18 protein-coding genes and 1 tRNA gene are annotated in these 19,572 nt (G+C 63.3%); 6 read left to right on the top strand and 13 right to left on the bottom strand.

The window, feature by feature from the left end; genetic code table 11:
• Positions 1-32: 32 nt before the first annotated feature.
• The 5 genes from QA643_RS16155 to QA643_RS16135 all read right to left on the bottom strand — a co-directional run bounded on the left by QA643_RS16155 (position 33) and on the right by QA643_RS16135 (position 3,726).
• A complete protein-coding gene (locus QA643_RS16155; RefSeq protein ID WP_283034103.1) occupies positions 33-794 on the bottom strand; it encodes a hypothetical protein in 762 nt (253 codons plus the stop codon).
• Entirely contained in the window at positions 791-1,186 is a 396-nt protein-coding gene (locus QA643_RS16150) for a phage holin family protein (protein WP_283034102.1), read from the bottom strand. Before QA643_RS16150 ends, QA643_RS16155 begins: the two co-directional genes overlap by 4 nt.
• Positions 1,183-1,797 carry a hypothetical protein gene (locus QA643_RS16145; RefSeq protein WP_283034101.1) on the bottom strand — a complete coding sequence of 205 codons (615 nt, stop codon included), beginning with the start codon at positions 1,795-1,797 and terminating at the stop codon, positions 1,183-1,185. The genes QA643_RS16150 and QA643_RS16145 overlap by 4 nt, the downstream gene beginning before the upstream one ends.
• Positions 1,798-1,807: 10 nt before the next feature.
• Positions 1,808-2,683 (bottom strand): DUF3618 domain-containing protein, encoded by an 876-nt coding sequence (locus tag QA643_RS16140; RefSeq protein WP_349253276.1) that lies wholly within the window; start codon positions 2,681-2,683, stop codon positions 1,808-1,810.
• Positions 2,684-2,871: 188 nt separating this feature from the next.
• Entirely contained in the window at positions 2,872-3,726 is an 855-nt protein-coding gene (locus QA643_RS16135) for a YihY/virulence factor BrkB family protein (protein WP_283034099.1), read from the bottom strand.
• 307 nt (positions 3,727-4,033) lie between these two features.
• Between QA643_RS16135 and QA643_RS16130 the strand changes: the two genes are divergently transcribed.
• The gene (locus QA643_RS16130; RefSeq protein ID WP_283034098.1) at positions 4,034-5,257 is read left to right on the top strand and encodes an OpgC domain-containing protein; all 1,224 of its coding nucleotides are present in this window, start codon (positions 4,034-4,036) and stop codon (positions 5,255-5,257) included.
• A gap of 69 nt (positions 5,258-5,326) precedes the next feature.
• Here the strand turns inward: QA643_RS16130 and QA643_RS16125 are convergent.
• A tRNA-Trp gene (locus QA643_RS16125) sits at positions 5,327-5,402 on the bottom strand.
• Between the two features lie 152 nt (positions 5,403-5,554).
• Here QA643_RS16125 and QA643_RS16120 point away from each other — a divergent pair.
• The gene (locus QA643_RS16120; protein WP_283034097.1) at positions 5,555-6,778 is read left to right on the top strand and encodes a serine hydrolase domain-containing protein; all 1,224 of its coding nucleotides are present in this window, start codon (positions 5,555-5,557) and stop codon (positions 6,776-6,778) included.
• A 153-nt stretch (positions 6,779-6,931) separates the two neighbouring features.
• On the opposite strand, the gene QA643_RS16115 is transcribed toward QA643_RS16120, so the two are convergent.
• Together QA643_RS16115 and QA643_RS16110 are read right to left on the bottom strand one after the other, a co-directional pair.
• The gene (locus QA643_RS16115; RefSeq protein ID WP_283034096.1) at positions 6,932-7,699 is read right to left on the bottom strand and encodes an SDR family oxidoreductase; all 768 of its coding nucleotides are present in this window, start codon (positions 7,697-7,699) and stop codon (positions 6,932-6,934) included.
• Between the two features lie 89 nt (positions 7,700-7,788).
• Positions 7,789-8,499: a histidine phosphatase family protein gene (locus tag QA643_RS16110; RefSeq protein ID WP_283034095.1), complete on the bottom strand. Its 711-nt coding sequence runs from the start codon at positions 8,497-8,499 to the stop codon at positions 7,789-7,791.
• Positions 8,500-8,637: 138 nt separating this feature from the next.
• Here QA643_RS16110 and QA643_RS16105 point away from each other — a divergent pair, with 138 nt between their 5' ends.
• Entirely contained in the window at positions 8,638-9,423 is a 786-nt protein-coding gene (locus tag QA643_RS16105) for an SDR family oxidoreductase (protein WP_283034094.1), read from the top strand.
• A gap of 101 nt (positions 9,424-9,524) precedes the next feature.
• On the opposite strand, the gene QA643_RS16100 is transcribed toward QA643_RS16105, so the two are convergent.
• From QA643_RS16100 to QA643_RS16090, 3 genes are all read right to left on the bottom strand, one after another.
• Positions 9,525-10,388, bottom strand: a complete 864-nt coding sequence (locus QA643_RS16100; protein ID WP_349253275.1) for a DMT family transporter — start codon at positions 10,386-10,388, stop codon at positions 9,525-9,527.
• A 180-nt stretch (positions 10,389-10,568) separates the two neighbouring features.
• On the bottom strand, positions 10,569-11,627 hold the full coding sequence (locus QA643_RS16095; RefSeq protein WP_283034092.1) for a phosphotransferase family protein: 1,059 nt from the start codon (positions 11,625-11,627) through the stop codon (positions 10,569-10,571).
• Positions 11,628-11,766: 139 nt separating this feature from the next.
• Positions 11,767-13,002 carry an acyl-CoA dehydrogenase family protein gene (locus QA643_RS16090; protein ID WP_283034091.1) on the bottom strand — a complete coding sequence of 412 codons (1,236 nt, stop codon included), beginning with the start codon at positions 13,000-13,002 and terminating at the stop codon, positions 11,767-11,769.
• A 207-nt stretch (positions 13,003-13,209) separates the two neighbouring features.
• Here QA643_RS16090 and QA643_RS16085 point away from each other — a divergent pair, with 207 nt between their 5' ends.
• Positions 13,210-13,902 (top strand): TetR/AcrR family transcriptional regulator, encoded by a 693-nt coding sequence (locus QA643_RS16085; RefSeq protein WP_283034090.1) that lies wholly within the window; start codon positions 13,210-13,212, stop codon positions 13,900-13,902.
• A gap of 938 nt (positions 13,903-14,840) precedes the next feature.
• Here the strand turns inward: QA643_RS16085 and QA643_RS16080 are convergent.
• A complete protein-coding gene (locus tag QA643_RS16080; RefSeq protein ID WP_283034089.1) occupies positions 14,841-16,418 on the bottom strand; it encodes a winged helix-turn-helix domain-containing protein in 1,578 nt (525 codons plus the stop codon).
• A gap of 148 nt (positions 16,419-16,566) precedes the next feature.
• Between QA643_RS16080 and QA643_RS16075 the strand changes: the two genes are divergently transcribed.
• Both QA643_RS16075 and QA643_RS16070 read left to right on the top strand, forming a co-directional pair.
• Complete coding sequence (locus QA643_RS16075; protein ID WP_283034088.1) at positions 16,567-17,823, top strand: vanadium-dependent haloperoxidase; 1,257 nt, start codon at positions 16,567-16,569, stop codon at positions 17,821-17,823.
• 127 nt (positions 17,824-17,950) lie between these two features.
• Entirely contained in the window at positions 17,951-18,277 is a 327-nt protein-coding gene (locus QA643_RS16070; RefSeq protein ID WP_283034087.1) for a hypothetical protein, read from the top strand.
• An 11-nt stretch (positions 18,278-18,288) separates the two neighbouring features.
• On the opposite strand, the gene QA643_RS16065 is transcribed toward QA643_RS16070, so the two are convergent.
• A complete protein-coding gene (locus tag QA643_RS16065; protein ID WP_283034086.1) occupies positions 18,289-19,515 on the bottom strand; it encodes a CaiB/BaiF CoA-transferase family protein in 1,227 nt (408 codons plus the stop codon).
• Between the last annotated feature and the right edge of the window lie 57 nt (positions 19,516-19,572).

Genomic DNA, 19,572 nt, shown 5'->3' with positions numbered 1-19,572 from the left:
AACCCGGCCAAGTATTTGACCGGGCTATCTATTTAAACGACTGGGGCGGGCCCGTTGTCCTGGCTGACCTTTTCCCGGGCAGCATCCAGGGCGTCCTGGCCGGCCTGTTTGACCCGGTCAGCATACTCGGCGCCGGCATCCGCAAGCTCCGCTTTGAGTGTATCGGCACCCTCCCGGACACTTTGCGTGACAGCCCCGGCCCGCTTATTCAGGTCCGCCTTCAGATCGTCGCTCAGGTTCCCGGCCCACTCGTCCTCGATACGGGACCTCGCCATCGCGCCCGCCACGGTGGCGCCGATCGCAAGGCCGACCGCCCCGAGCACCAGTGGTTGCCGTTCCAGGAGGTCGGAAAGCGAGGATTGCGCCTGCATGAAGGTCTCCTTCCGCGGCAGCGCCCGGCCCAGCCGATCGAACATCTCCCGTGCGCCGGCCACGCCGTCGTCGAAACGCTCGCTCATCGTTTCGGCTGCGCCCGACATCGTCCCGGAAGCGGTGGTTCGGGCACGGCGCATCGTCTCGTTGAGGCCGCGCGAGGCGTCATCCTGCATCCGGGAGGCATGATCCCGCATCGAGCCGTAAGTGTCCTCCCAGCTTGATGCAGCCGATCTTCCGGTTCGCGCCCCGAGATCGGCGAGCGGCGCAGCCGCCGACTTCACCGAGCCGGCGGCGTTCTTCAGCCGGTCGCTGCCGATCAGCAGCCACAGCGCGCCACCGCCAATCAGAGCCGCCGCGAGCGGGTTTTCCCGAACGGCCGTGGACAGACCATCGATGAAACTTTCCTGTGAGCCCTTCATCGCACCATTCCCTTCACCGTCTCCCTGTCCTTTTCGAGCTGGCGCAGCGTCTCTCGCGGCGCCAGATGACGTGCGTCGAGCCGGCTCATACCGACCGCAAACAGGATGCCTGCGAGCACCGCGGCGACGATCGCGGAGATCAGATAAGCAACCGGCTGCGACCATCCGCCGGCGATCAAGGCTGCCGACAGTGCGAACAGCGCCATGACGATCGCGGGAATGACCAGCACCGCGCCGGCGGCGATAAGGCCGGCGGCGCTACCGATTTGCTGGACCTTCTCGCCGAGCTCGGCCTTGGCGAGATCGATCTCATTCTGGAACAGCTTTGAAAATTGCGACAGCGCATCGCCGAAGAGATGCGAGATTGTCCGAAGATCGGTTTTCGTGCTCATGACGCCTCACTCTTGTAGGATCCCGAGCTGTAGGATGAGGATGGGTTGTACGATGAAGGCGTGTACGAAGACGACGCGCCCTGATCTGATGAGCTCACGCCACCCGATGCCTTCAGGAAGCGCACCGCCGCGAAACCGGCCAGCACCGACAGACCCAGAAACGCCGCCGGCTGTCGCTTCGCAAAATCCGTCGCGCCATCGACGATGTCCCGGAAGCTCCCGTTGCGGATCTTGTCCGCGGCTTCGTCGACATAGTCGGCGGCCGAATTGATGCCGCGGGCGGCGAACGGCACGTCGTTTTCGAATGCGCGGGCGGCCTCCCTGATGTCGCCAGCAAGCTTGCCGACAAAGTCGGCGCCCGAGCGCTGCTGTTCGCGCGCCTGATCCTGCAAGCCGTCCGCAGCTCCGGCCACCGCGCCCTTGGCGGCGTCCGCTGCTTCCTTGAATTTCTCGCGGGCCGTATCGGTCGACGACCTCAGCGCATCGCCTGCACGCTGCTTCATCTCGGCGCCCGCATCGGCCACCTGATCCTTGAGATTCTGCGGCGCGCCGGTGTCCTGGTCGTTCTGGGTAAAATTCTTGTTGCGGGTGTTAATATCCATATCGCTCATGACGGCCTCTTTAATTGTGTTCGTTCTGGGTTTGGGAAGGATCGAAGGCCGTCGTCACGACATCGTCGGCCACCTCTTTGAGTCTTTCAGTCACGCCTTCGGTGATACGGCTGGCGTGCCCGCCGAGGTCTGCGTCGGAAACGCTTTTGGCCGCAGCCTCGGCAGCAGAAAGCGCGGCTTCTTTGGCAGCTTCGAAACCGGATTGTGCCGCCGTGCCCGCAGCACGCTTGACGTTGTCGCTCGCCTTTCCGATGACCTGTGCCTCAGCCCTTGTACTGGGAAGGGACGCGGCAATGATCGCGCCGATCGCGACGCCGAGGCCGCCGATCAAGGCTGCGTTGTCGCGGATCACCTTGCTGGCCGTCTCAGGAGCTGCCGTCGCCGTCGAGCGAACCTGCTCCATTCGCTCCTTCGCCATCTCTGAAGCGGCGTCCATGCCGGACCGGACCTTACTGGCAACGGCGTCGGCGGCTTGCGTCGCGCGATCCCTCAAATCACCAGCCATTCCGCTCGCCGTATCTGCCATTCCGTCCGCGGTTGATTGAGTCTCGTCGGCCATGCCGGCGGCCTGACGCTCGGCGTGCGACATCACCTTCTTCATCCCCTCGCCGAGCGATTGCGCGTGTTCGGTGGTCTCCTCGAAGACCTCCCTAACCTTCTCAAGGGCGGGCTCCGCAGCCTCCGCGGCGCGGTCGCGAACGGTCTTTGAGCTCAGTGCAAGGCCGGCGCCGATCATCAGGAGCGGCAGCGGGAAACCGCGGGCGAGACGCAGCACCGGGACGGCAACCGCCGTGCCGGCAGCAACGGCCTGCATCGGGTTGTCCATGGCCTGCTGCTTCAGCGCATCCAGCCAGCTATGCGTCTTATGACTGATGAAGCCACTCACCTCGGCCTTGATGTGCTCTGGAGAGACCTTGTAGCGGATGTCTTCCGCCGTATCCGCGATCTGCTCTCTCAGCCGGTCGACGGTTGCCGCAAGCTCTGCGCGGCTCTGCTCGGAATCCCGTCGAAGCTCCTCTACGGATCGTGTCATATCGTCACCGCCCTCTTGGTTCGTGTCGTTTTCAAGCGAACTCAGGCGATATCGAATTGTTCCTCGCCCTCCTCGTGCGCCGCCGGATGGCGTGCATCAAAGATCGCTTTGGTCAGTTCTGCACCGAACAGGAATATCTGTGCGGAGTAGTAGACCCAGAACATCAGGACGATTAACGCGCCGGCCGCGCCGTAGGTCGAGCTGGGCGCCGCTTGACCCAGGTACCAGCCGATCAGCGATTTACCGACGGTGAACAGCACGGCTGTGACAAATGCGCCCAGCAGCAGGTGACGCCAGGAGATCGTCGTATCGGGCATCACCCTGTAGATTGCTGCGAACAGCAGGGTGAAGATGGCCAGCGACACGAACGTGTTCACCGCACTGAGCACCGCCTTGCCGGCAGACCATTGTTCCAGCGCCGACAGCGCGGTGCTCGCCGCCAATGAGACGATCAGCATGAAGCCGAGCGCAGCCACGAGACCAAGGCTGGCGGCCCGGCTGCGGATCAGCGAGAAGATCGGCTCGGCAGCTGGCTTCGCCTTGAACGTTAAGTTCAACGCCGTGCGCATCTCGCCGAAGACGCCGGATGCCGTTATCAGCACCGTGACGACGCCAACAATGGTCGCGGTCGCGCCGGACGTCGGATCGCTCGATCGGGCAAGGATGGATTTGATGAAGTCGCCGCCGGACGGCCCCAGCAATCGGCCGAGCTCTTCACTGATAGCGGCGCGGGCCGCGTCTTGCCCAAACGCCAGGCCGGCGATCGCAACGACGATCAGAAGCACAGGCGCCAGCGACGTGGCGGCATAGAAGGCGATGGAAGCGCCACGGCTGAGGGCATCGTTTGCCACATAGCCCGAGACAGCGGCTTTCACGATCCGCCAAAGCACGCCCATTGGCCTTCCCACCTCCTCAACTGGCGCGGCAGGCCTCACGCGAAAATGCAACGAACGAAGTTCGTGGAAGGTTTCCTGACCGCGCCAAAAACTCGCGGGCGACGCCGGCCGGCGCCGCGATTGGGAGCATCGTTTTGAGAGCGTGTCAGCGATGCAGGGCATTGATGGGCTGCCTGTGAGAGGGCGCCAAGCCCCCGCCCGTCAGTTTGACTTGGCTCAAGCACCCGTTTCGACGGCGCGCCTAAGATTGCACCTTGAGCATTTGCTGAGGTGTTTCGAACTCGGAGCTCTCGGACGTGGACTGAAAATGCGGGTCGAGCTTGCACTTCCACCATCGACGCGGGATTTGCGGCTGGACCTGTTCCGCGGCCTCGCCAACTGGCTGATGTTTCTTGGCCATGTTTCTACCAGCGTACTGGCCTGGTTCTCGTTCCGAAATTACGGCTTCAGCGACGGCGCCGACCTGTTCGTATTCATCTCCGGTTACACTTCGGCGCTCGTTTTCGGCAGGCGGATGCTCGAAGGCGGCTTCGTCTTCGGGACGACCCGGCTATTGCGGCGCGTGTGGCAGATCTACACCGCGCATATGCTGCTGTTCGTATTCTACCTGGCTTCCGTCCATCTCCTCGCCAACAGCTTCAACGCGCCCGACCTCATTGATCGCTTCAACGTTGCCCCTTTGCTGAACGCCCCGGTCGAAGCCATCACGCAGGGGCTGCTGCTCCGATACAAGCCATTGAACCTCGACGTGCTGCCGCTCTACGTCGTCCTGATGGGCGCCTTTCCGCCGGTGCTCTGGTTGATGCTCCGCCACCGCGACTGGGTGATGCTCGGATCGGTGCTACTATATTTCGCTGCAAGGCAATTCGGCTGGAACCTGCCGTCCTATCCAGCGGGGGTTTGGTATTTTAACCCGTTCGCATGGCAGCTTCTGTTCGTGCTCGGCGCATGGCTGGCGCTGGGCGGGGCCAAGACGGTGCACTTCCTGGTGCGCTCGAGGCTGGTCCCGGTGATCGGGGTCGCCTATCTGGTCTTTGCAGCCGTCATGACGCTGGCCGGATTGATACCGGACCTGCAGAAACTGTTCCCGCCCGCGCTGTTCGAAACCTTCAACCCGAACGACAAGACCAATCTGGCGCCCTATCGCTTCCTCCACCTCGCCATCGTGATCGTGCTCGGCACGCGATTGATAGCCATCGATGCGAAGGGACTTCAGGCTGCCATCTGGAAGCCGATGATCAAATGCGGCCAGCAATCCCTCGAAGTGTTTGCCGTCGGCATCTACCTGGCATTCATCGGCTACTTCTTCCTGAAGATGACGTCCGACGGGATCGTCGCTCAACTCCTGGTCGGAACCGCCGGAATCGCGATCATGACGGGCGTTGCCTATTACCGGTCATGGTCGAAGCGGGTCGAAAAGGCCCACCACGCCCAATCTCCTGCGCACAGGCAGCCACCCCTCGGCGAGTCCAGGGCGCCTGCGGGCGAGCCTGCCCGGCCGGCTGAAAAGGCAGTTGTCGGTGCCCGTTAGGCGCGCGATTTGCCGCTGGCAGAATCTCGCCGCGCGTGGATGAAACCTGGCTTAAGTGCTTGATTTAGCTGGCAGGAGTGGCAGGGCTCGAACCTGCGACCCCCGGTTTTGGAGACCGGTGCTCTACCAATTGAGCTACACTCCTGCAGGGACCGGCGACGTGCGCCGGTTCGCGCGCCGTTTCAAGCATAGGGCATACCCCGAATGCAAGGGCGAAGCGGCTTTCCGCCTATCCAAAGCGGGGCTTATGCGCCAGACTTTGCTCTCCTTACAACAACAAGCGCCACGGGAGAGACCATGAACGCGCAGACTGCCGCTCGGCAAGCATCCGCCCCCCGGACCCCTGCTCTCCCCGATGCCAAGCCCGAAACGATCGGCCTCTCGACCGCCCGCCTGCAACGGATGTCCGACGCCTTCAAGCGCGAGGTCGACAAGGGAACCCTGCCCGGTGCCACGGTCATGGTGGCGCGGCGCGGCCAGATCGGCTGGTTCGATGCCATCGGCCGCCAGAGCCCGGCCGCCTCCGCGCCGATGGCGCATGACAGCATCTTCCGCATCTTCTCGATGACCAAACCGATCGTCTCGATCGGCATCATGATGCTGGTTGAGGACGGCCATTTCATCCTCGGCGATCCCGTCGCCAAATTCATTCCGGAGTTTGCCGACCAGCAGGTCGGCGTCGAGAATAATGGCAAGCTCGATCTCGTACCGGCGAAGCGGCAGATGACCGTGCAGGACCTGTTGCGGCACACTTCCGGCCTGACCTACGATCACACCGGCAACGGCCTGGTCCAGCAGCTCTACCAGCAGTCGCGGCTGCGCAGCCGCAAGATCACCAATGCCGAGCACGCCACCATGATCGCCGGCATGCCGCTGATCTGCCAGCCGGGCGCGGAATGGAACTACAGCCGCTCGACCGACGTGCTCGGCCGGATCATCGAGGTCGTCTCCGGCAAGTCGCTCGGCGCGTTCCTCACCGAACGCATCCTGGCGCCGCTGCAGATGGCCGAGACCGCGTTCCATACCCCGGAAGCCAACGCGGCCCGTCTTGCCGAACCGTTCGCGAACGATCCATGGAACGGCGACAAGGTGCAGCTCTTCAACATGCTCGAGAAGCCGGCGATGGAATCCGGTGGCGGCGGGCTGGTCTCGACCACGATGGACTATGCGCGGTTCTGCCAGATGCTGCTGAGCGGCGGCACGCTCGACGGCAACAGGATCATCGGCCGCAAGACGCTGGAGCTGATGGCGTCGGATCATCTCGCGCCCAATGTGAAGGTGGACTCGCCGCTGATGCCGGCCGGCCACGGGTTCGGCCTCGGCTTCGCCGTTCGCACCCAGCGCGGCGTCGCGCCCTTCCCAGGCTCGCTCAGTCAGTTCTTCTGGAGCGGCATGGCCGGCACGTTCTTCTTCATCGATCCGGCGGAGGACCTGTTCACGGTGTTCATGATGCAGGGCCCCGGCCAGCGCGAATATATCCGCAACCTGCTGCGGGATCTGGTGTACGCGGCGGTGGAGTGAGGTCTACGCGGCGCATCCTCCACTGTCATGCCCCGCGAAGGCGGGGCATCCAGTACGCAGCGACGGTCATGAGAACCGAGACGGTTGCGTTTACTGGATCGTCCGCCTTCGCGGACGATGACACCGAATCCGTGGCAGGCGTGTCCGCTCACCTCAACTGATCGTCGCGCCGCCGTCGATCACGATGGTCTGCCCCGTCATGAAGTCGCCGGCCTTCGATCCCATCAGCACTGCAGCGCCCGCGATCTCGTCGGGCACGCCGATGCGCAGCAGTGGCGAGCGCGCGGTGGATGCCTTCAGCGTCTCCGGATTGTCCCACAGCGCCTTGGCGAAATCGGTCTTGATCAGGCCCGGCGCGATGCAGTTCACGCGGATGTTATGCTTACCGTATTCGCAGGCGAGGTTGCGCGCGAGCTGCATGTCGGCCGCCTTCGAAATCGCGTAGGCGCCGAGCACGGTCGAGCCTTTCAGGCCGCCGATCGAGGAGACGATGATGATCGAGCCGTCCTTGCACTCGATCATCTGCGGCACCACCATGTTGATCAGCCAGTTGTTGGCAACAATGTTGTTGTCGAGAATTTTTCGGAATTGATCGTCGGAGATGCCGGCGAGCGAACCATAATAGGGATTGGACGCGGCGTTGCAGACCAGCACGTCGATCTTGCCGAAGGCGCGATTGGATTGGTCGACGAGGTTCTGCAGGTTTTCCTTGTTCGAGATGTTGGCGGCGATCGCAACCGCCGTGCCCTTGCCGAACTTTTCGTTGACCTCCTTGGCGACCTGATCGCAGACGTCCTGCTTGCGCGAGGAGATTACGACCTTGGCGCCGTGCTCGGCCATGCGTTCGGCAATGGCGCGACCGATGCCGCGCGTGGAGCCGGTGATGACGGCGACTTTCCCGGTCATGTCGAACAAGCTCATGTCTCTCTCCCCGATGTTGATCCGGCGCGATGCCGGATTGGTCTTGAATTCGAACTAAGCAGCCTTTACGGCCCGCGACAACTCAAGGCTCAAGCGAGCTTCGTTTCCGGCGGCGCGACCTCCGGGCCTGCCGGCTGATGCATCGCGTTGTGCGAGGCGTCGGCGATCCAGGGCTGCTGGTTCACCATCGGCAGCCACCAGCCGGTGTAAGTGGCGCTCGAGAGATGATCGAGCCGCGTGACCGAGCAATTGTCGATATCGAAGGCGAGGCCTTTCTCCGGCTGGCCGCCGAGCGCAAGACCGATGGCCGCCCGGATCGTGCCGCCGTGCGCGACGGCGATGATGTCCCTTCCCGCGTGCTCGGCGTTGATGCGCTCGATGGCGGCGCAGGCGCGGTTATAGAGATCCATGAAACTCTCGCCGCCGGGTGCGGCTTCGTCAACACCGGTAAGCCAATGGCGGCCGGCCGGCAGGCTCGCGTAAAATGCCGCGCGATTCATGCCCTGCAGTTCGCCAAGATGCTGCTCGGCGAACGCGTTCACATGCGGCATATCCGACGGCTTCGGAAAGCCCGAGGCCCAGATCGCTGCTGCGGTCTGGTGCGTGCGCTTCAGGTTGCTTGCATACCAGACCGCGCCACGCGGCAGGATTTTTCCGACCGCCTCGAACACAATGCGATCGCTACAGTCGCAGCCGAGATCCTTCTGCCCGTAGATGCAGCCATTGTCTTCGCGCACCGGCGCGTGGCGAACCCACCACCATCGCGTCGTCGTCATCCGCGGTCTGTCTGCATTGGACATCGCAACGTCCCTTCAATACTGTTCGTTGACGCTGTACGTCAGAGCACTCATCGCCTCAAGTGACTTGACGTTTGAAATTCTGTTTGAATTCCGCAAGGCGGCAGACGCCGACGCGCATAACACTGCAGGGAGAGACTCATGGGCCGCCTCGAAGGCAAATCCGTCGTCATTACCGGTGCTGGAAGCGGCATCGGGCGCGCTGCGTCGGTGCTGTTCTCCAAAGAAGGCGCGAAGCTCATCATCGTCGACAAGACTGACGGCGTGAAGGAGACCGCCAAGCTGGTCAGTGATGCCGGCGGCACCGTCGAGGCCGTCATGGCCGATGCCGGCTCGGAAGCGGACGTGAAGGCGTTCATCGACAAGGCGGTGGCGAACTATGGCCGGCTCGATGCGATCTGGGCCAATGCCGGCGTCAGCGGCGGGCTGGTGCCGCTCGCCGAGCAGACCGTCGAACACTGGCAGGAAGTGCTGCGCGTCAATCTGATCGGGCCGTTTCTGGCGATCAAGCATTCGATGCCGCACATGATCAAGCAGAAGTCCGGCTCGATCGTCTGCACCGCCTCGGTCGCGGGGCTCAAGGCCGGCGCCAGCGGTCACCCCTATGGCGCCAGCAAGGCCGGCGTCATCAGCCTGGTGCAGACAACCGCCTACTCGCTGTCTGGCACCGGCGTGCGCATCAACGCGGTTTGCCCCGGCCTGATCGAGACCGGCATGACCAAGCCGGTGTTCGACCGCGCCAAGGAGCGCGGCACCCAAGACAAGATCGGCCAGCTCAATCCCTTGAAGCGCGCCGGCCAGCCGCACGAGCTCGCGGCGATGGGTTTGTTCCTTGCGAGCGATGAGGCGTCCTACGTCAACGGCCAGGCGATCCCGGTCGACGGCGGCCTTACTGCGTCGATGCCGTATACGGGCAAGCCGGTTTAGTTCGTCATTGCGAGGAGCGAAGCGACGAAGCAATCCATCTCTCCGCATATGCGGCGCGATGGATTGCTTCGCTTCGCTCGCAATGACGGACGCCATCACGATCACACCCCCTCCGGCGGCGAGCCGGAGGATTCCGCCGCCAGCGCGCGGTGGCGGATGCGCTCGCGGTAGAAGGCGTAGAGGCCGGAGGCGACGATGGTCGCGGCGCCCGTCACCATCATCGCGTCGGGCACGTCACCGAACACGAGATAACCGAGCGACATCGCCCATAGCAGCGCGGAATAGCGGAACGGCGCCACCGCCGAGATGTCGCCGGTGCGCAGTGCCGAGATGATGCATTGATAGCCGATCAAGAGCAGCACCGCGGCTAACGCCTGCAGGCCGAGCGCGGTGGCCGACGGCGGGCTCCAGCCACCGAGCGGAACGAGGATGACGCCGCCGGCGCTCGTTACCGTCACCGTCGTCAGCAAGGTGATGAACAGCGACGGGATCTTCGCGGGGATCCGCCGCGTCGCGAGGTCACGCAGCGTGCAGAAGGCAACCGACACCAATGCGAACAGCGAGTACTGGCTGAAGCCGGCAAGCCCCGGCCGCACGATGACCAGCACGCCGATGAAGCCGGCCGCGATCGCCGACCAGCGCCGCCAGCCGACCGGCTCGCCGAAAATCACCGCGGCGCCGAGCGTGATCGCAAGTGGCAGCGCCTGGAGGATCGCCGAAGTGTTGGCGAGCGGTAGATGCACCAGCGCGACCATGAACGCGAGCGTGCCGCCGATCTCGCCGATGACGCGCAGCACCACCGGCTTGATCATCAGCGTCCGCAGCGGGCGCAACGCGTCCTGATACCATGCGAAGGCCGCGACCAGCACCATCGCGAACAGCCCGCGCACCAGGATCACCTGGCCGAAGTTCATCTCGGACGACACCACTTTGGTGATGGAGTCGTTCGCGGTGAACGCGGCCATGGACACCGCCATAAGCAGGCTGCCGCGAATATTTGGGGACAGAGCCAAGTGGATTCCCTCATGGTGAGGAGCGCGGAACGCGCGTCTCGAACCATGAGGCCCCGTCTGTGGCCTACATCCTTCGAGACGCCCGCTTCTCGCGGGCTCCTCAGGATGAGGTTTTGCTATGACGCAGTAGGGTTAAGTCGCGCCGGCCTTCTGAGCGTATTCCCAGGAAGATTTCGACAGCGGCACGGTGCGCGCCGCCGACTCCAGCGCCTTGGCATTGGCCGCGGTGCCGTCGCGGATCCGTCCCGCGATACCCTGCGTGATGCCGGCGAGGCGGAACATGTTGTAGGCGAAGTACCAGTTCAGATCGGGCACTTCCATGCCGGTGACGTCGCAGTAGATCTGCGCGGCTTCTTCCACGCTCGGGATGTTGAGCGCCTTGAGATCGGCGCCAGCGAGGCCCGGCATGGTCCACTGCATCAAGAGATAGGTGAAGTCGGCCATGGGATCGCCGAGCGTCGACAGTTCCCAGTCCAGCACCGCCTGCACGCGCGGTTCCGTCACGTGGAAAATCATGTTGTCGAGGCGATAGTCGCCGTGGACGATTGAAATCCGCGCCTGCCCCGGCACCGTCCGCGGCAGCCATTCGGCGACCTTCTCGAATTCCGGAATGTGCTGCGTCTCGGAGGCGCGGTACTGCTTGGTCCAGCGGTCGATCTGACGCGCGAAATAATTGCCGGGCTTGCCGAAGTCGCCAAGCCCGATCGCTTCCGGATTGAAGACGTGGAGTTTTGCCAGCGTTTCGATCTTGCTGGTGAAGATCTTTCGCCTGTTATCCGGGGTCTGGCTCGGCAGCGTCGGATCCCAGAACACCCGGCCCTCTTCCATCGACATGATGTAGAAGGCCGCGCCGATCACGGCATCATCGGTGCACAGCGCATAAGCCTTCGCGACCGGAAAGCCCTGCTTGCCGAGCGCCGCGATGACACGGAATTCGCGGTCGACCGCATGCGCCGACGGCAGCAATTTGCCGAACGGCTTTCGGCGCATCACGTAGGATCGCGACGACGTTTCCAGCTTGTAGGTCGGGTTGGACTGGCCGCCCTTGAACTGCAGGACTTTCAACGGCCCCTGATAGCCTTCGACATGCTCGCGCATCCAGCCATCGAGGTTCGCCTCGTTGATGCGATGGCGCTCCTCGACTTCCTTTGTCCCTGAGAACTCTTCGTCTTTCCTGACGCCGTCCGCCACGATGACGCTCCCTTACTTTATTGTCCGTCATTCCGGGGCGATGCGAAGCATCGAACCCGGAATCTCGAGATTCCGGGTCTGGTCCTTCGGACCATCCCGGAATGACGGCTGAGAGAGCGTTGCGTCCGCCCTCCCCTTATTAATGGTTCGTAGCGTTTGCATACTTCCGAAGTTCAAGTCTGGCAATGGCGCGGTTATGCACCTCGTCAGGACCGTCCGCGAGCCGCAGCGTGCGCACATGGGCGTACTCGACCGCCAGGCCAGCGTCGTCGGAGACGCCGCCGCCGCCGAACGCCTGTATAGCGTTATCGATGATCTTGAGCGCCATGTTCGGCGCCGCCACCTTGATCATGGCGATCTCGAGCTGCGCGGTCTTGTTGCCGACCTTGTCCATCATGTCGGCGGCCTTGAGGCACAGCAAGCGGTTCATCTCGATATCGATACGGGCTTCCGCGATGCGCTGCTCCCAGACCGAATGTTCGATGATCTTCTTGCCGAACGCGGTGCGCGAGGAAAGCCGCCGCACCATCTTCTCCAGCGCCTCCTCGGCCTTGCCGATGGTGCGCATGCAGTGATGGATGCGGCCCGGGCCGAGACGGCCCTGCGCGATCTCGAAACCACGGCCCTCGCCGAGCAGGATGTTGGCCTTGGGAATGCGAACGTTCTCAAGCAGCACCTGGGCATGGCCGTGCGGCGCATCGTCGAAGCCGAACACCGGCAGCATTTTTTCGACCTTGATGCCGGGCGTGTCGAGCGGCACCAGGATCTGCGACTGCTGCTGGTGCTTTGCGGCTTTCGGATCGGTCTTGCCCATCAGGATCGCGACCTTGCAGCGGGGATCGCCGACGCCGGATGACCACCATTTGCGGCCATTGATGACGTAATGGTCGCCGTCGCTCTCGATGCGGGTTTCGATGTTGGTGGCATCAGAGGAGGCAACCGCGGGCTCGGTCATCAGGAAGGCGGAACGGATTTCGCCGTCCATCAGGGGACGCAGCCATTTGCGCTTCTGCTCCTTGGTGCCATAGCGCATGAACACTTCCATGTTGCCGGTATCGGGCGCCGAGCAGTTGAACACCTCGGAAGCCCAGGAGATGCGACCCATCTCCTCGGAGAGCGGCGCGTATTCCAGGTTGGTCAATCCCGCACCGCGGAATTCGTCGTCCTCATGCGCGTTCGGCGGCATGAACATGTTCCAGAGGCCTTCGGCGCGCGCCTTCTTCTTCAGCTCTTCCAGGACCGGAATCACCTTCCAGCGCTCGCCCTCGGCGTCCTGCTGCTTGTAGATCGGCACCGCGGGACGAACATGCGCGTTCATGAACGCGCGCACGCGGTTCAGCCATTCCTTCTGCTTCTCTGACATGTCGAAATTCATGGGGCGCTCCTCGTCCTCGTTCTGAAACCGTTGCGCCGCAACTGTCCGCCCGCCGCCGATGGCCCGCAAGCCATTTTGCAGATGCCGCTGACAATGTCGGCCTGCCGGAGATGCGAAACGTTTGCAGACGTTCTTGACATTTCCGGTCCTTCAAACGATAGTTTCATACAACTGTTTGAATTGCAACTCCCCGAATGGGAGCCAGGTATGTCCAGCGATCGGACCCGGTCTGCCATCCTTGCCGCCGCGGAAAAGCTTTATGCCGATCGCGGCTTCGGCGACGTGACGCTGCGCGACATCGTCGCGGAGGCGAACGTCAACCTGGCCGCGGTGAACTATCATTTCGGTTCCAAGGACGAACTGATCGCCGAACTCTTCGTCACCCGCAGCCTTGCCACCAACCGCGAGCGGCTCAACGAGTTGAAACTGGCGGAGGAAAAGGGCGGCGGCCGCGCCCCGATCGACGCCATTTTGCACGCGCTGGTCGGCCCCACCCTGCGCGGCTGCCTCGGCCCGGACCGCGAGGGCTCGACTGCCGCGCGCTTCATGATCCGTGCCTCGATTGAATCGGTGCCGCCGATCCGTCGCATCAAGAACCGCGAGGTCGATCACTTGCGGAAATTCATCGCCGCGATGCGCCGGGCGATGCCGGGCCGTGATGACGCCGATCTCTACTGGGGCCTGCACTTTGCGCTCGCGATGTCGCATCACACCATCCGGGAAAAGGAGCGGCTGATCCGGCTGTCGGAAGGCCAATGCGACCTCAATGACGTGGATGCCATCGTCGACCGCGTGGTCGCGGTCTCGGTGATGGCGCTGACGGGTGGCGAAGCTACGGCGAAGAAGGCGCCTGCTCGGTCGGCGATGCCGCAAGGACGGCTGACACGGCAGGACCTCTGAGCCGTCATTGCGAACGCTGCTAGCGGCGCACACAGCCGTCGTCCCCCGCGCAGGCGGGGGATCCAGTACGCCGCGGCTTCTCGGTTCTATCATCGGTGTCTCTGGAATACTGGATCACCCGCCTGCGCGGGTGACGACAACTGGGTATAAGGCGGCAATCTCGCGACATGGATTGCCCGAGGCTTGCTGAAACTTTCCCGCCCTCTTCATTGTGAGGGCGCAGGGAAGACCGGGCGCGCGCCGCACCCGCGGTCTCGTGTGCGGTTGCGCATAGCAAAAAGCATGCACACGAGCATACAGGTTCGGCGGGAGCATCCCGGCCTTCCCTGCGCAATGGCTTTACGGTTTACTTCGTGCTCTTCCCGGAGAACGGCTCTTTTGCCTCCGTCGCCCGCGAGCGGCTTTCGCTACCTTCGGGCTTAACGCCAGCACCACGGCGCCAGAACCACACGACTTCACCGTACGCCTCAGCCAGACTCGTCAGTTACGGCATCGGCGTCCATCGCATCTCCCCGCGCGTCAGTGACGATGGCCAACGCCCCTCATCCCGCGGTGAGACGGGCGCAGTTATGCCGCTGATTTGGGTGAAAACGGAAGCGAAATATTTCTGATTCTCGGAAATTTGCAGCTTGACGCCATTTCCGAAAATCGGAAATTATTTGCCCGTCGGGCAAAATGTTCGACCTCATCCTGAGGAGCGGCGTCTTCGCCGCGTCTCGAAGGATGCAGGCCCGACTGTGGCCACATGGTTCGAGACGGCGCTGACGCGCCTGCTCACCATGAGGATTGAAAATCGTAGAGGTCGGCAAAGCGCCTTGTCTCACCTAGCTCAGAGAGCGAAGGCGGAAAGCGTGCCACCCTCAAGCAGCACGCTCGGTGGTGGATGGTGAGCATGTCGCTGGCGCTCTTTGCCCACCCTACGCACTTTGTCGCCGGCCTCATGTCAGCCCGGCCCTGCGCATTCCCGCGAGGAAGTGTTCCATCAGTTCAGGCGTCTGATAGGGCACGCTGGATTTGATCCAGTCGATCGAGAGCTGGGGCTGCTCAAGGCGCAGGGCCGCGAGCGATTGCCGGGCCTCCTCCACCCTCCCCATCTGGGCCAGGCTCGCGCAGCGCAGGCGTTGCGCGCCATGAAAGCCCGGGCGCAGCCGCAACAGCTGTTCCGATGTCTCAAAGGCCTCGGCATATCGGCCGGCGAGATAATTGGCGACGGTAATGCCGCCGAGAAACATGGCCGTGTCCGGGTCTAGCGGGCTCAGCCGGATCGCTTCCCTGCCGTGCGCAATCGCTTCATCGCACCTTCCCGAAAAGGCGAGCCCGTGACTGAGATAGCAATGCGCGGCTGCCGAACTCGGATTGAGGACGACGGCCCGCCGGAACGCGGCGAGCGATTCCTCGGTGCGCCACGCCATCATCGACCAATAGCCGAGCGCGATCTGCGCCCAGGGGTCGCAATCGTCGAGCGCAATCGCGCGGACGATATGCGGACGGGCGGCCTGCAAGCCCTGGTCGCGATCGATCCAGCCATTATGCGCCGAGAACACCAGGCAGAAGCCAAGCAGGCTCCGCGCGGGCGCGTAGTCCGGATAGGCTTCGACAGCGCGATTGAGCGCTTCGATCGCGGCTTCATTGTCCGATCGGGTCAGCCGCCAGACATGGGTTTGTGCGCGCGCCACCAGCTCCCATGCGCCAAGATCGCCCGGCGAGCGTGACAACGCGCGAACACCCTCTGCTGCGAGCAGGCGCGGCTGGATCGAGGCGATCACGCTGCTGGTGATCTCGTCCTGTATCGCGAAGATGTCGCCGAGCTCGCGGTCGTATTGCTCGGCCCAATGATGGCCGCCCGTTATCGCATCAATCAGCTGCGCACTGACGCGGAGCCGCTGGCCGGCCCGGCGCACGCTGCCTTCAAGCACATAGCGGACGCCGAGCTTCGCCGCGATGTCCCTGATATCGACGGCGCGGCCCTTGTAAACGAAGGTCGAGTTGCGGGCGATGACGAATAGCCAGCGGACGCGCGACAGCCCGGTGATCAGATCTTCCGATATGCCGTCGGCGAAGTGCTCCTGGTCCGGATCGCCGCTCATGTTGTCGAACGGCAGCACCGCGATCGAGGGACGATCGGGTAACGGCAGCGCGCGGCTTGCATCGGTGTCGATCGCCGTAGTGCTTGCGCTCGAAGCATGTTCGCCGTCGCTGTCGACGGCGATAACCGGTGGCGCAAACAGATAACCGCGCTTCGAGACGGTTTCGATGATCGCCTGGCTGTCGTCCTGCAGCGCCTGGCGGACCTCCTTGATGCACTGAACCACCGAGTTCGACGTGACGTTGACGTTCTGCCAGACGTTGTCGATCAACTCCGCCTTCGCAACGAGCCGGCCGGGGTGCTGCGCGAGATACACCAGCACATCGAAGGATTTTGGCCGCAGCGGGACGGCGATGCCCTCGCGGCGCAAGCAGGCCGATCGGCGATCGACCAGGAATGGACCAAAGCGATAGCTCTTGATATCGGCCATGTTTGTGATGCGCTGGCAGGCCCGGGTTCACGGGCAGTCCAGCGCATTTCAGCACAATTTCACCCGATCTTCACGGCTGCCGTGCCCGTGAATGTGGGACTTTTCCGAGAAGCCCGACTTTCCGCGGGCGACATGCAGGAGAGTTCCCATGAAGCCAGGATCAGGATTTCCCCAGGCCCTTCTGGTCGGCAGCGTGCTCGCCGCCACGCTGTTTGCCACCGTCGCCCGCGGCGACGTCATCATGGACTGGAACGCCAAGGCCGACGCCCTCGCCGCCGAAAAGCAACTGCTGAACGCGCCGAATAGCCGTGGACAGGCGATGCTGCACATCGCGATGTTCGAAGCGGTCAATGCCATCGAGCGGCGCTACGCACCTTATAAGCTCAACCTCACCGCCGATAAGGCCACGTCAAGGGAAGCGGCGGCCGCGGCAGCGGCCCATGACGTGCTGCTGGCGCAGCATCCCGACAAGAAGACGGATCTCGATGCTGCGCTTGCGGCCTCGCTTGCCGGGATCGCCGACAATGAGGCGAGATCGAAAGGTATCGAACTCGGCAAACAGGCCGCCGCCGGAGTGATCGCGTTGCGGGAAAATGACGGTAGCAAGACACCGGAAGATTATCGCCCCGCCACCACGGCCGGTGTCTATGTGCCGACCACGATACCGATCGAGTCCACGAGCCCGAAGGTCAGGCCGTTCGTGATGGCCAGCGCGTCGCAGTTTCGCGCCCCGCCGCCTCCCGCGCTGACGTCGGAAACCTGGACGCGAGATCTGAACGAAATCCGCGAGATCGGCAGCAGCGTCAGCGCCAAGCGCTCGCCTGAGCAGACGACGATCGCCCGCTTCTGGTTGTTCACGGGACCCCGGACCTATAATGCGATCGTCCGCCAGATCGCTACCAACAGGAAGATGGACCTGGTCGACTGTGCCCGCCTCTACGCACTGACCTCGATCGCCACCGCCGACGCCTTCATCGCGGTGTTCGATGCCAAATATGCCTACAATCTCTGGCGTCCCATCACGGCCATCCGGAATGCTGACCTCACGTCGAACCCGGCGACCCCGCGCGAGGCCTCATGGCAGCCGCTCGGCACAACGCCAATGCACCCGGAATACCCCTGCGCCCATTGCATCATCTCCAGCACCGTTGCCACGGTTTTGCAGAATATCGTGGGCGACGAGGTCGGCGAGATCACGCTGACCAGCCCGACCGCGGCCGGCGTCACGCGCAAATGGACGCGGCTGCAGGACTATAGCAACGAGGTTTCCAGCGCCCGCATCTTTGCCGGTTTCCACTACCGCTTCTCCACCGAAGCCGGACGGGATATGGGAAAGAAGATCGGTGACCTGACGGTGGCGACGCAGATGCGGGGCGCCGTCGCGGATGCGCAGCAGAAGCGCTAACCGGTGCGGACGATGATTTAAGGAGGCCGCCGGTTGGGGCGGCCTTCTTGCATCCTGGCTCCTTCGACCGGGAACGTGCCAGACGGCTCGGCCGTTATGGCGGACCAAGCTCAGGACGGAGAAGCCGATGCCGACCCAGCCGACCATCGCCCGCATTTGGCGCGGCCGCACGCAGCCAGAAATCGCCGACGCTTATGAAGCCTACATCCGAGCGGAAGGAATTCCGCCACTGGAGAAGACGGCGCTGGGTGTGCAGCTGTTCCGGGAGGACCGTGACCAGGAGAGCTGGTTCACGACAATCTCCTACTGGAGCGACCTTCAATCGATGACCGCCTTCACCAAGGGCGAACCGACCAAGGTGCATCATCTGGACCGCGATCCGGAATTCCTGATCGAGCTGCCGGAGTTCATCCAGATCCACAGGATCCTGATAAATCAGCAGGGCCTGCGCTGACGGAGAGAAGATCAGACGATCTTCTTCTCCTTCAACGCCTCCACCTTCGCGGCGTCGTAGCCGATCGTCGCCAGCACGTCTTTCGTATCGGCCCCGAGCAGCGGCGGCGCGCGATATTCCTTCACCGGGGTGCCGGAGAAGGTGATGGCGTTGCGGATCAGCGACAGATCGGGCTCGAAGGGGTGATTGGCCTTGACTCGCATGCCGCGCGCTTGGACGTGCGGGTCGTTGAAGACCTGCTCGAAATTGTTGATCGGACCGGAGGGCACACCGGCCTTCTCCAGCTCTTCCAGCCAATACGCCACGGGCTTTTTCAGGAACAGCCCAGCGAAGATCGCCATGATCTCCTTGCCGTGCACGACGCGGTCGTTGTTCTTGAGGAAGCGCGGATCGGTCGCGAGCTCGGGCGCGCCCAGCACGGCGCAAGTGCGCTGGAACTGGCCGTCATTGCCGACCACCAGCATCAGCTCGCCATCGGTGCAACGGAACACCCCGGCAGGCATGCCGCCATTGCCCCAGGTGCCGCGGCGCGGCGGGGTCTGGCCGTTGACGAGGTAGATCTGCAGCCAATGCGACAGTGAAGCGATCACTGTATCCATCAGGCAGACGTCGACATGCTGCCCCTCCCCGCCATTGGCCTTGCGGTGGTAGAGCGCGGCGAGAATGCCGATCGAGGAATTCATGCCGGTCATGTAATCGACGATCGAGGGGCCGACCTTCATCGGTCCGGCGCCGGGCTCGCCGTCGATATGGCCGGTGACGCTCATTAAGCCGCCCATCGCCTGCAGGATTGCGTCATAGCCGGCGCGCGGCGCGTAAGGGCCGGTCTGGCCGAAGCCGGTCACCGAGCAATAGATGATGCCGGGGTTGATCGCCTTGATCGATTCATAATCGAGCCGGTAGCGCTTGAGATCGCCGACCTTGTAATTCTCCATCATCACGTCGCAGTTCTTGGCGAGCTCGCGGACGATGTCCTGGCCTTCCGCCGTCGCGATGTTGACGGTGACGGATTTCTTGTTGCGGTTGGCGCAGAGGTAGAACGAGTTGTTGTTGTTGGCCTTGCCCTCAGGGTCTTTCAGGTAGGGCGGGCCGAAGGCGCGGGCATCGTCACCGCCGCCGGGGCGCTCGATCTTGATCACCTCGGCGCCGAGATCGGCGAGCATCTGCGCCGACAGCGGGCCCGCGAGCACCCGCGTCAGGTCGAGAATCTTGATGCCCGAAAGTGGCAGAGCCGACATGAATTTCCTCCGAAAAGCTTTTGGTATGGCGGCGCGGGACCATGTCCGGCGCTATGC

It is taken from the genome of Bradyrhizobium sp. CB3481, assembly GCF_029714305.1.
Taxonomy (GTDB): Bacteria; Pseudomonadota; Alphaproteobacteria; order Rhizobiales; family Xanthobacteraceae; genus Bradyrhizobium.
Note: the sequence above shows the minus strand (reverse complement) of the source record. Positions and strands in the feature narration are given on the sequence as shown.

Coding starts and splice junctions, on each gene's coding strand:
- QA643_RS16155 (WP_283034103.1), bottom strand. CDS start 794: ATGAAGGGCTCACAGGAAAGTTTCATCGATGGTCTGTCCACGGCCGTT.
- QA643_RS16150 (WP_283034102.1), bottom strand. CDS start 1,186: ATGAGCACGAAAACCGATCTTCGGACAATCTCGCATCTCTTCGGCGAT.
- QA643_RS16145 (WP_283034101.1), bottom strand. CDS start 1,797: ATGAGCGATATGGATATTAACACCCGCAACAAGAATTTTACCCAGAAC.
- QA643_RS16135 (WP_283034099.1), bottom strand. CDS start 3,726: ATGGGCGTGCTTTGGCGGATCGTGAAAGCCGCTGTCTCGGGCTATGTG.
- QA643_RS16130 (WP_283034098.1), top strand. CDS start 4,034: ATGCGGGTCGAGCTTGCACTTCCACCATCGACGCGGGATTTGCGGCTG.
- QA643_RS16120 (WP_283034097.1), top strand. CDS start 5,555: ATGAACGCGCAGACTGCCGCTCGGCAAGCATCCGCCCCCCGGACCCCT.
- QA643_RS16115 (WP_283034096.1), bottom strand. CDS start 7,699: ATGAGCTTGTTCGACATGACCGGGAAAGTCGCCGTCATCACCGGCTCC.
- QA643_RS16110 (WP_283034095.1), bottom strand. CDS start 8,499: ATGTCCAATGCAGACAGACCGCGGATGACGACGACGCGATGGTGGTGG.
- QA643_RS16105 (WP_283034094.1), top strand. CDS start 8,638: ATGGGCCGCCTCGAAGGCAAATCCGTCGTCATTACCGGTGCTGGAAGC.
- QA643_RS16100 (WP_349253275.1), bottom strand. CDS start 10,388: ATGGCCGCGTTCACCGCGAACGACTCCATCACCAAAGTGGTGTCGTCC.
- QA643_RS16090 (WP_283034091.1), bottom strand. CDS start 13,002: ATGAATTTCGACATGTCAGAGAAGCAGAAGGAATGGCTGAACCGCGTG.
- QA643_RS16085 (WP_283034090.1), top strand. CDS start 13,210: ATGTCCAGCGATCGGACCCGGTCTGCCATCCTTGCCGCCGCGGAAAAG.
- QA643_RS16080 (WP_283034089.1), bottom strand. CDS start 16,418: ATGGCCGATATCAAGAGCTATCGCTTTGGTCCATTCCTGGTCGATCGC.
- QA643_RS16075 (WP_283034088.1), top strand. CDS start 16,567: ATGAAGCCAGGATCAGGATTTCCCCAGGCCCTTCTGGTCGGCAGCGTG.
- QA643_RS16070 (WP_283034087.1), top strand. CDS start 17,951: ATGCCGACCCAGCCGACCATCGCCCGCATTTGGCGCGGCCGCACGCAG.
- QA643_RS16065 (WP_283034086.1), bottom strand. CDS start 19,515: ATGTCGGCTCTGCCACTTTCGGGCATCAAGATTCTCGACCTGACGCGG.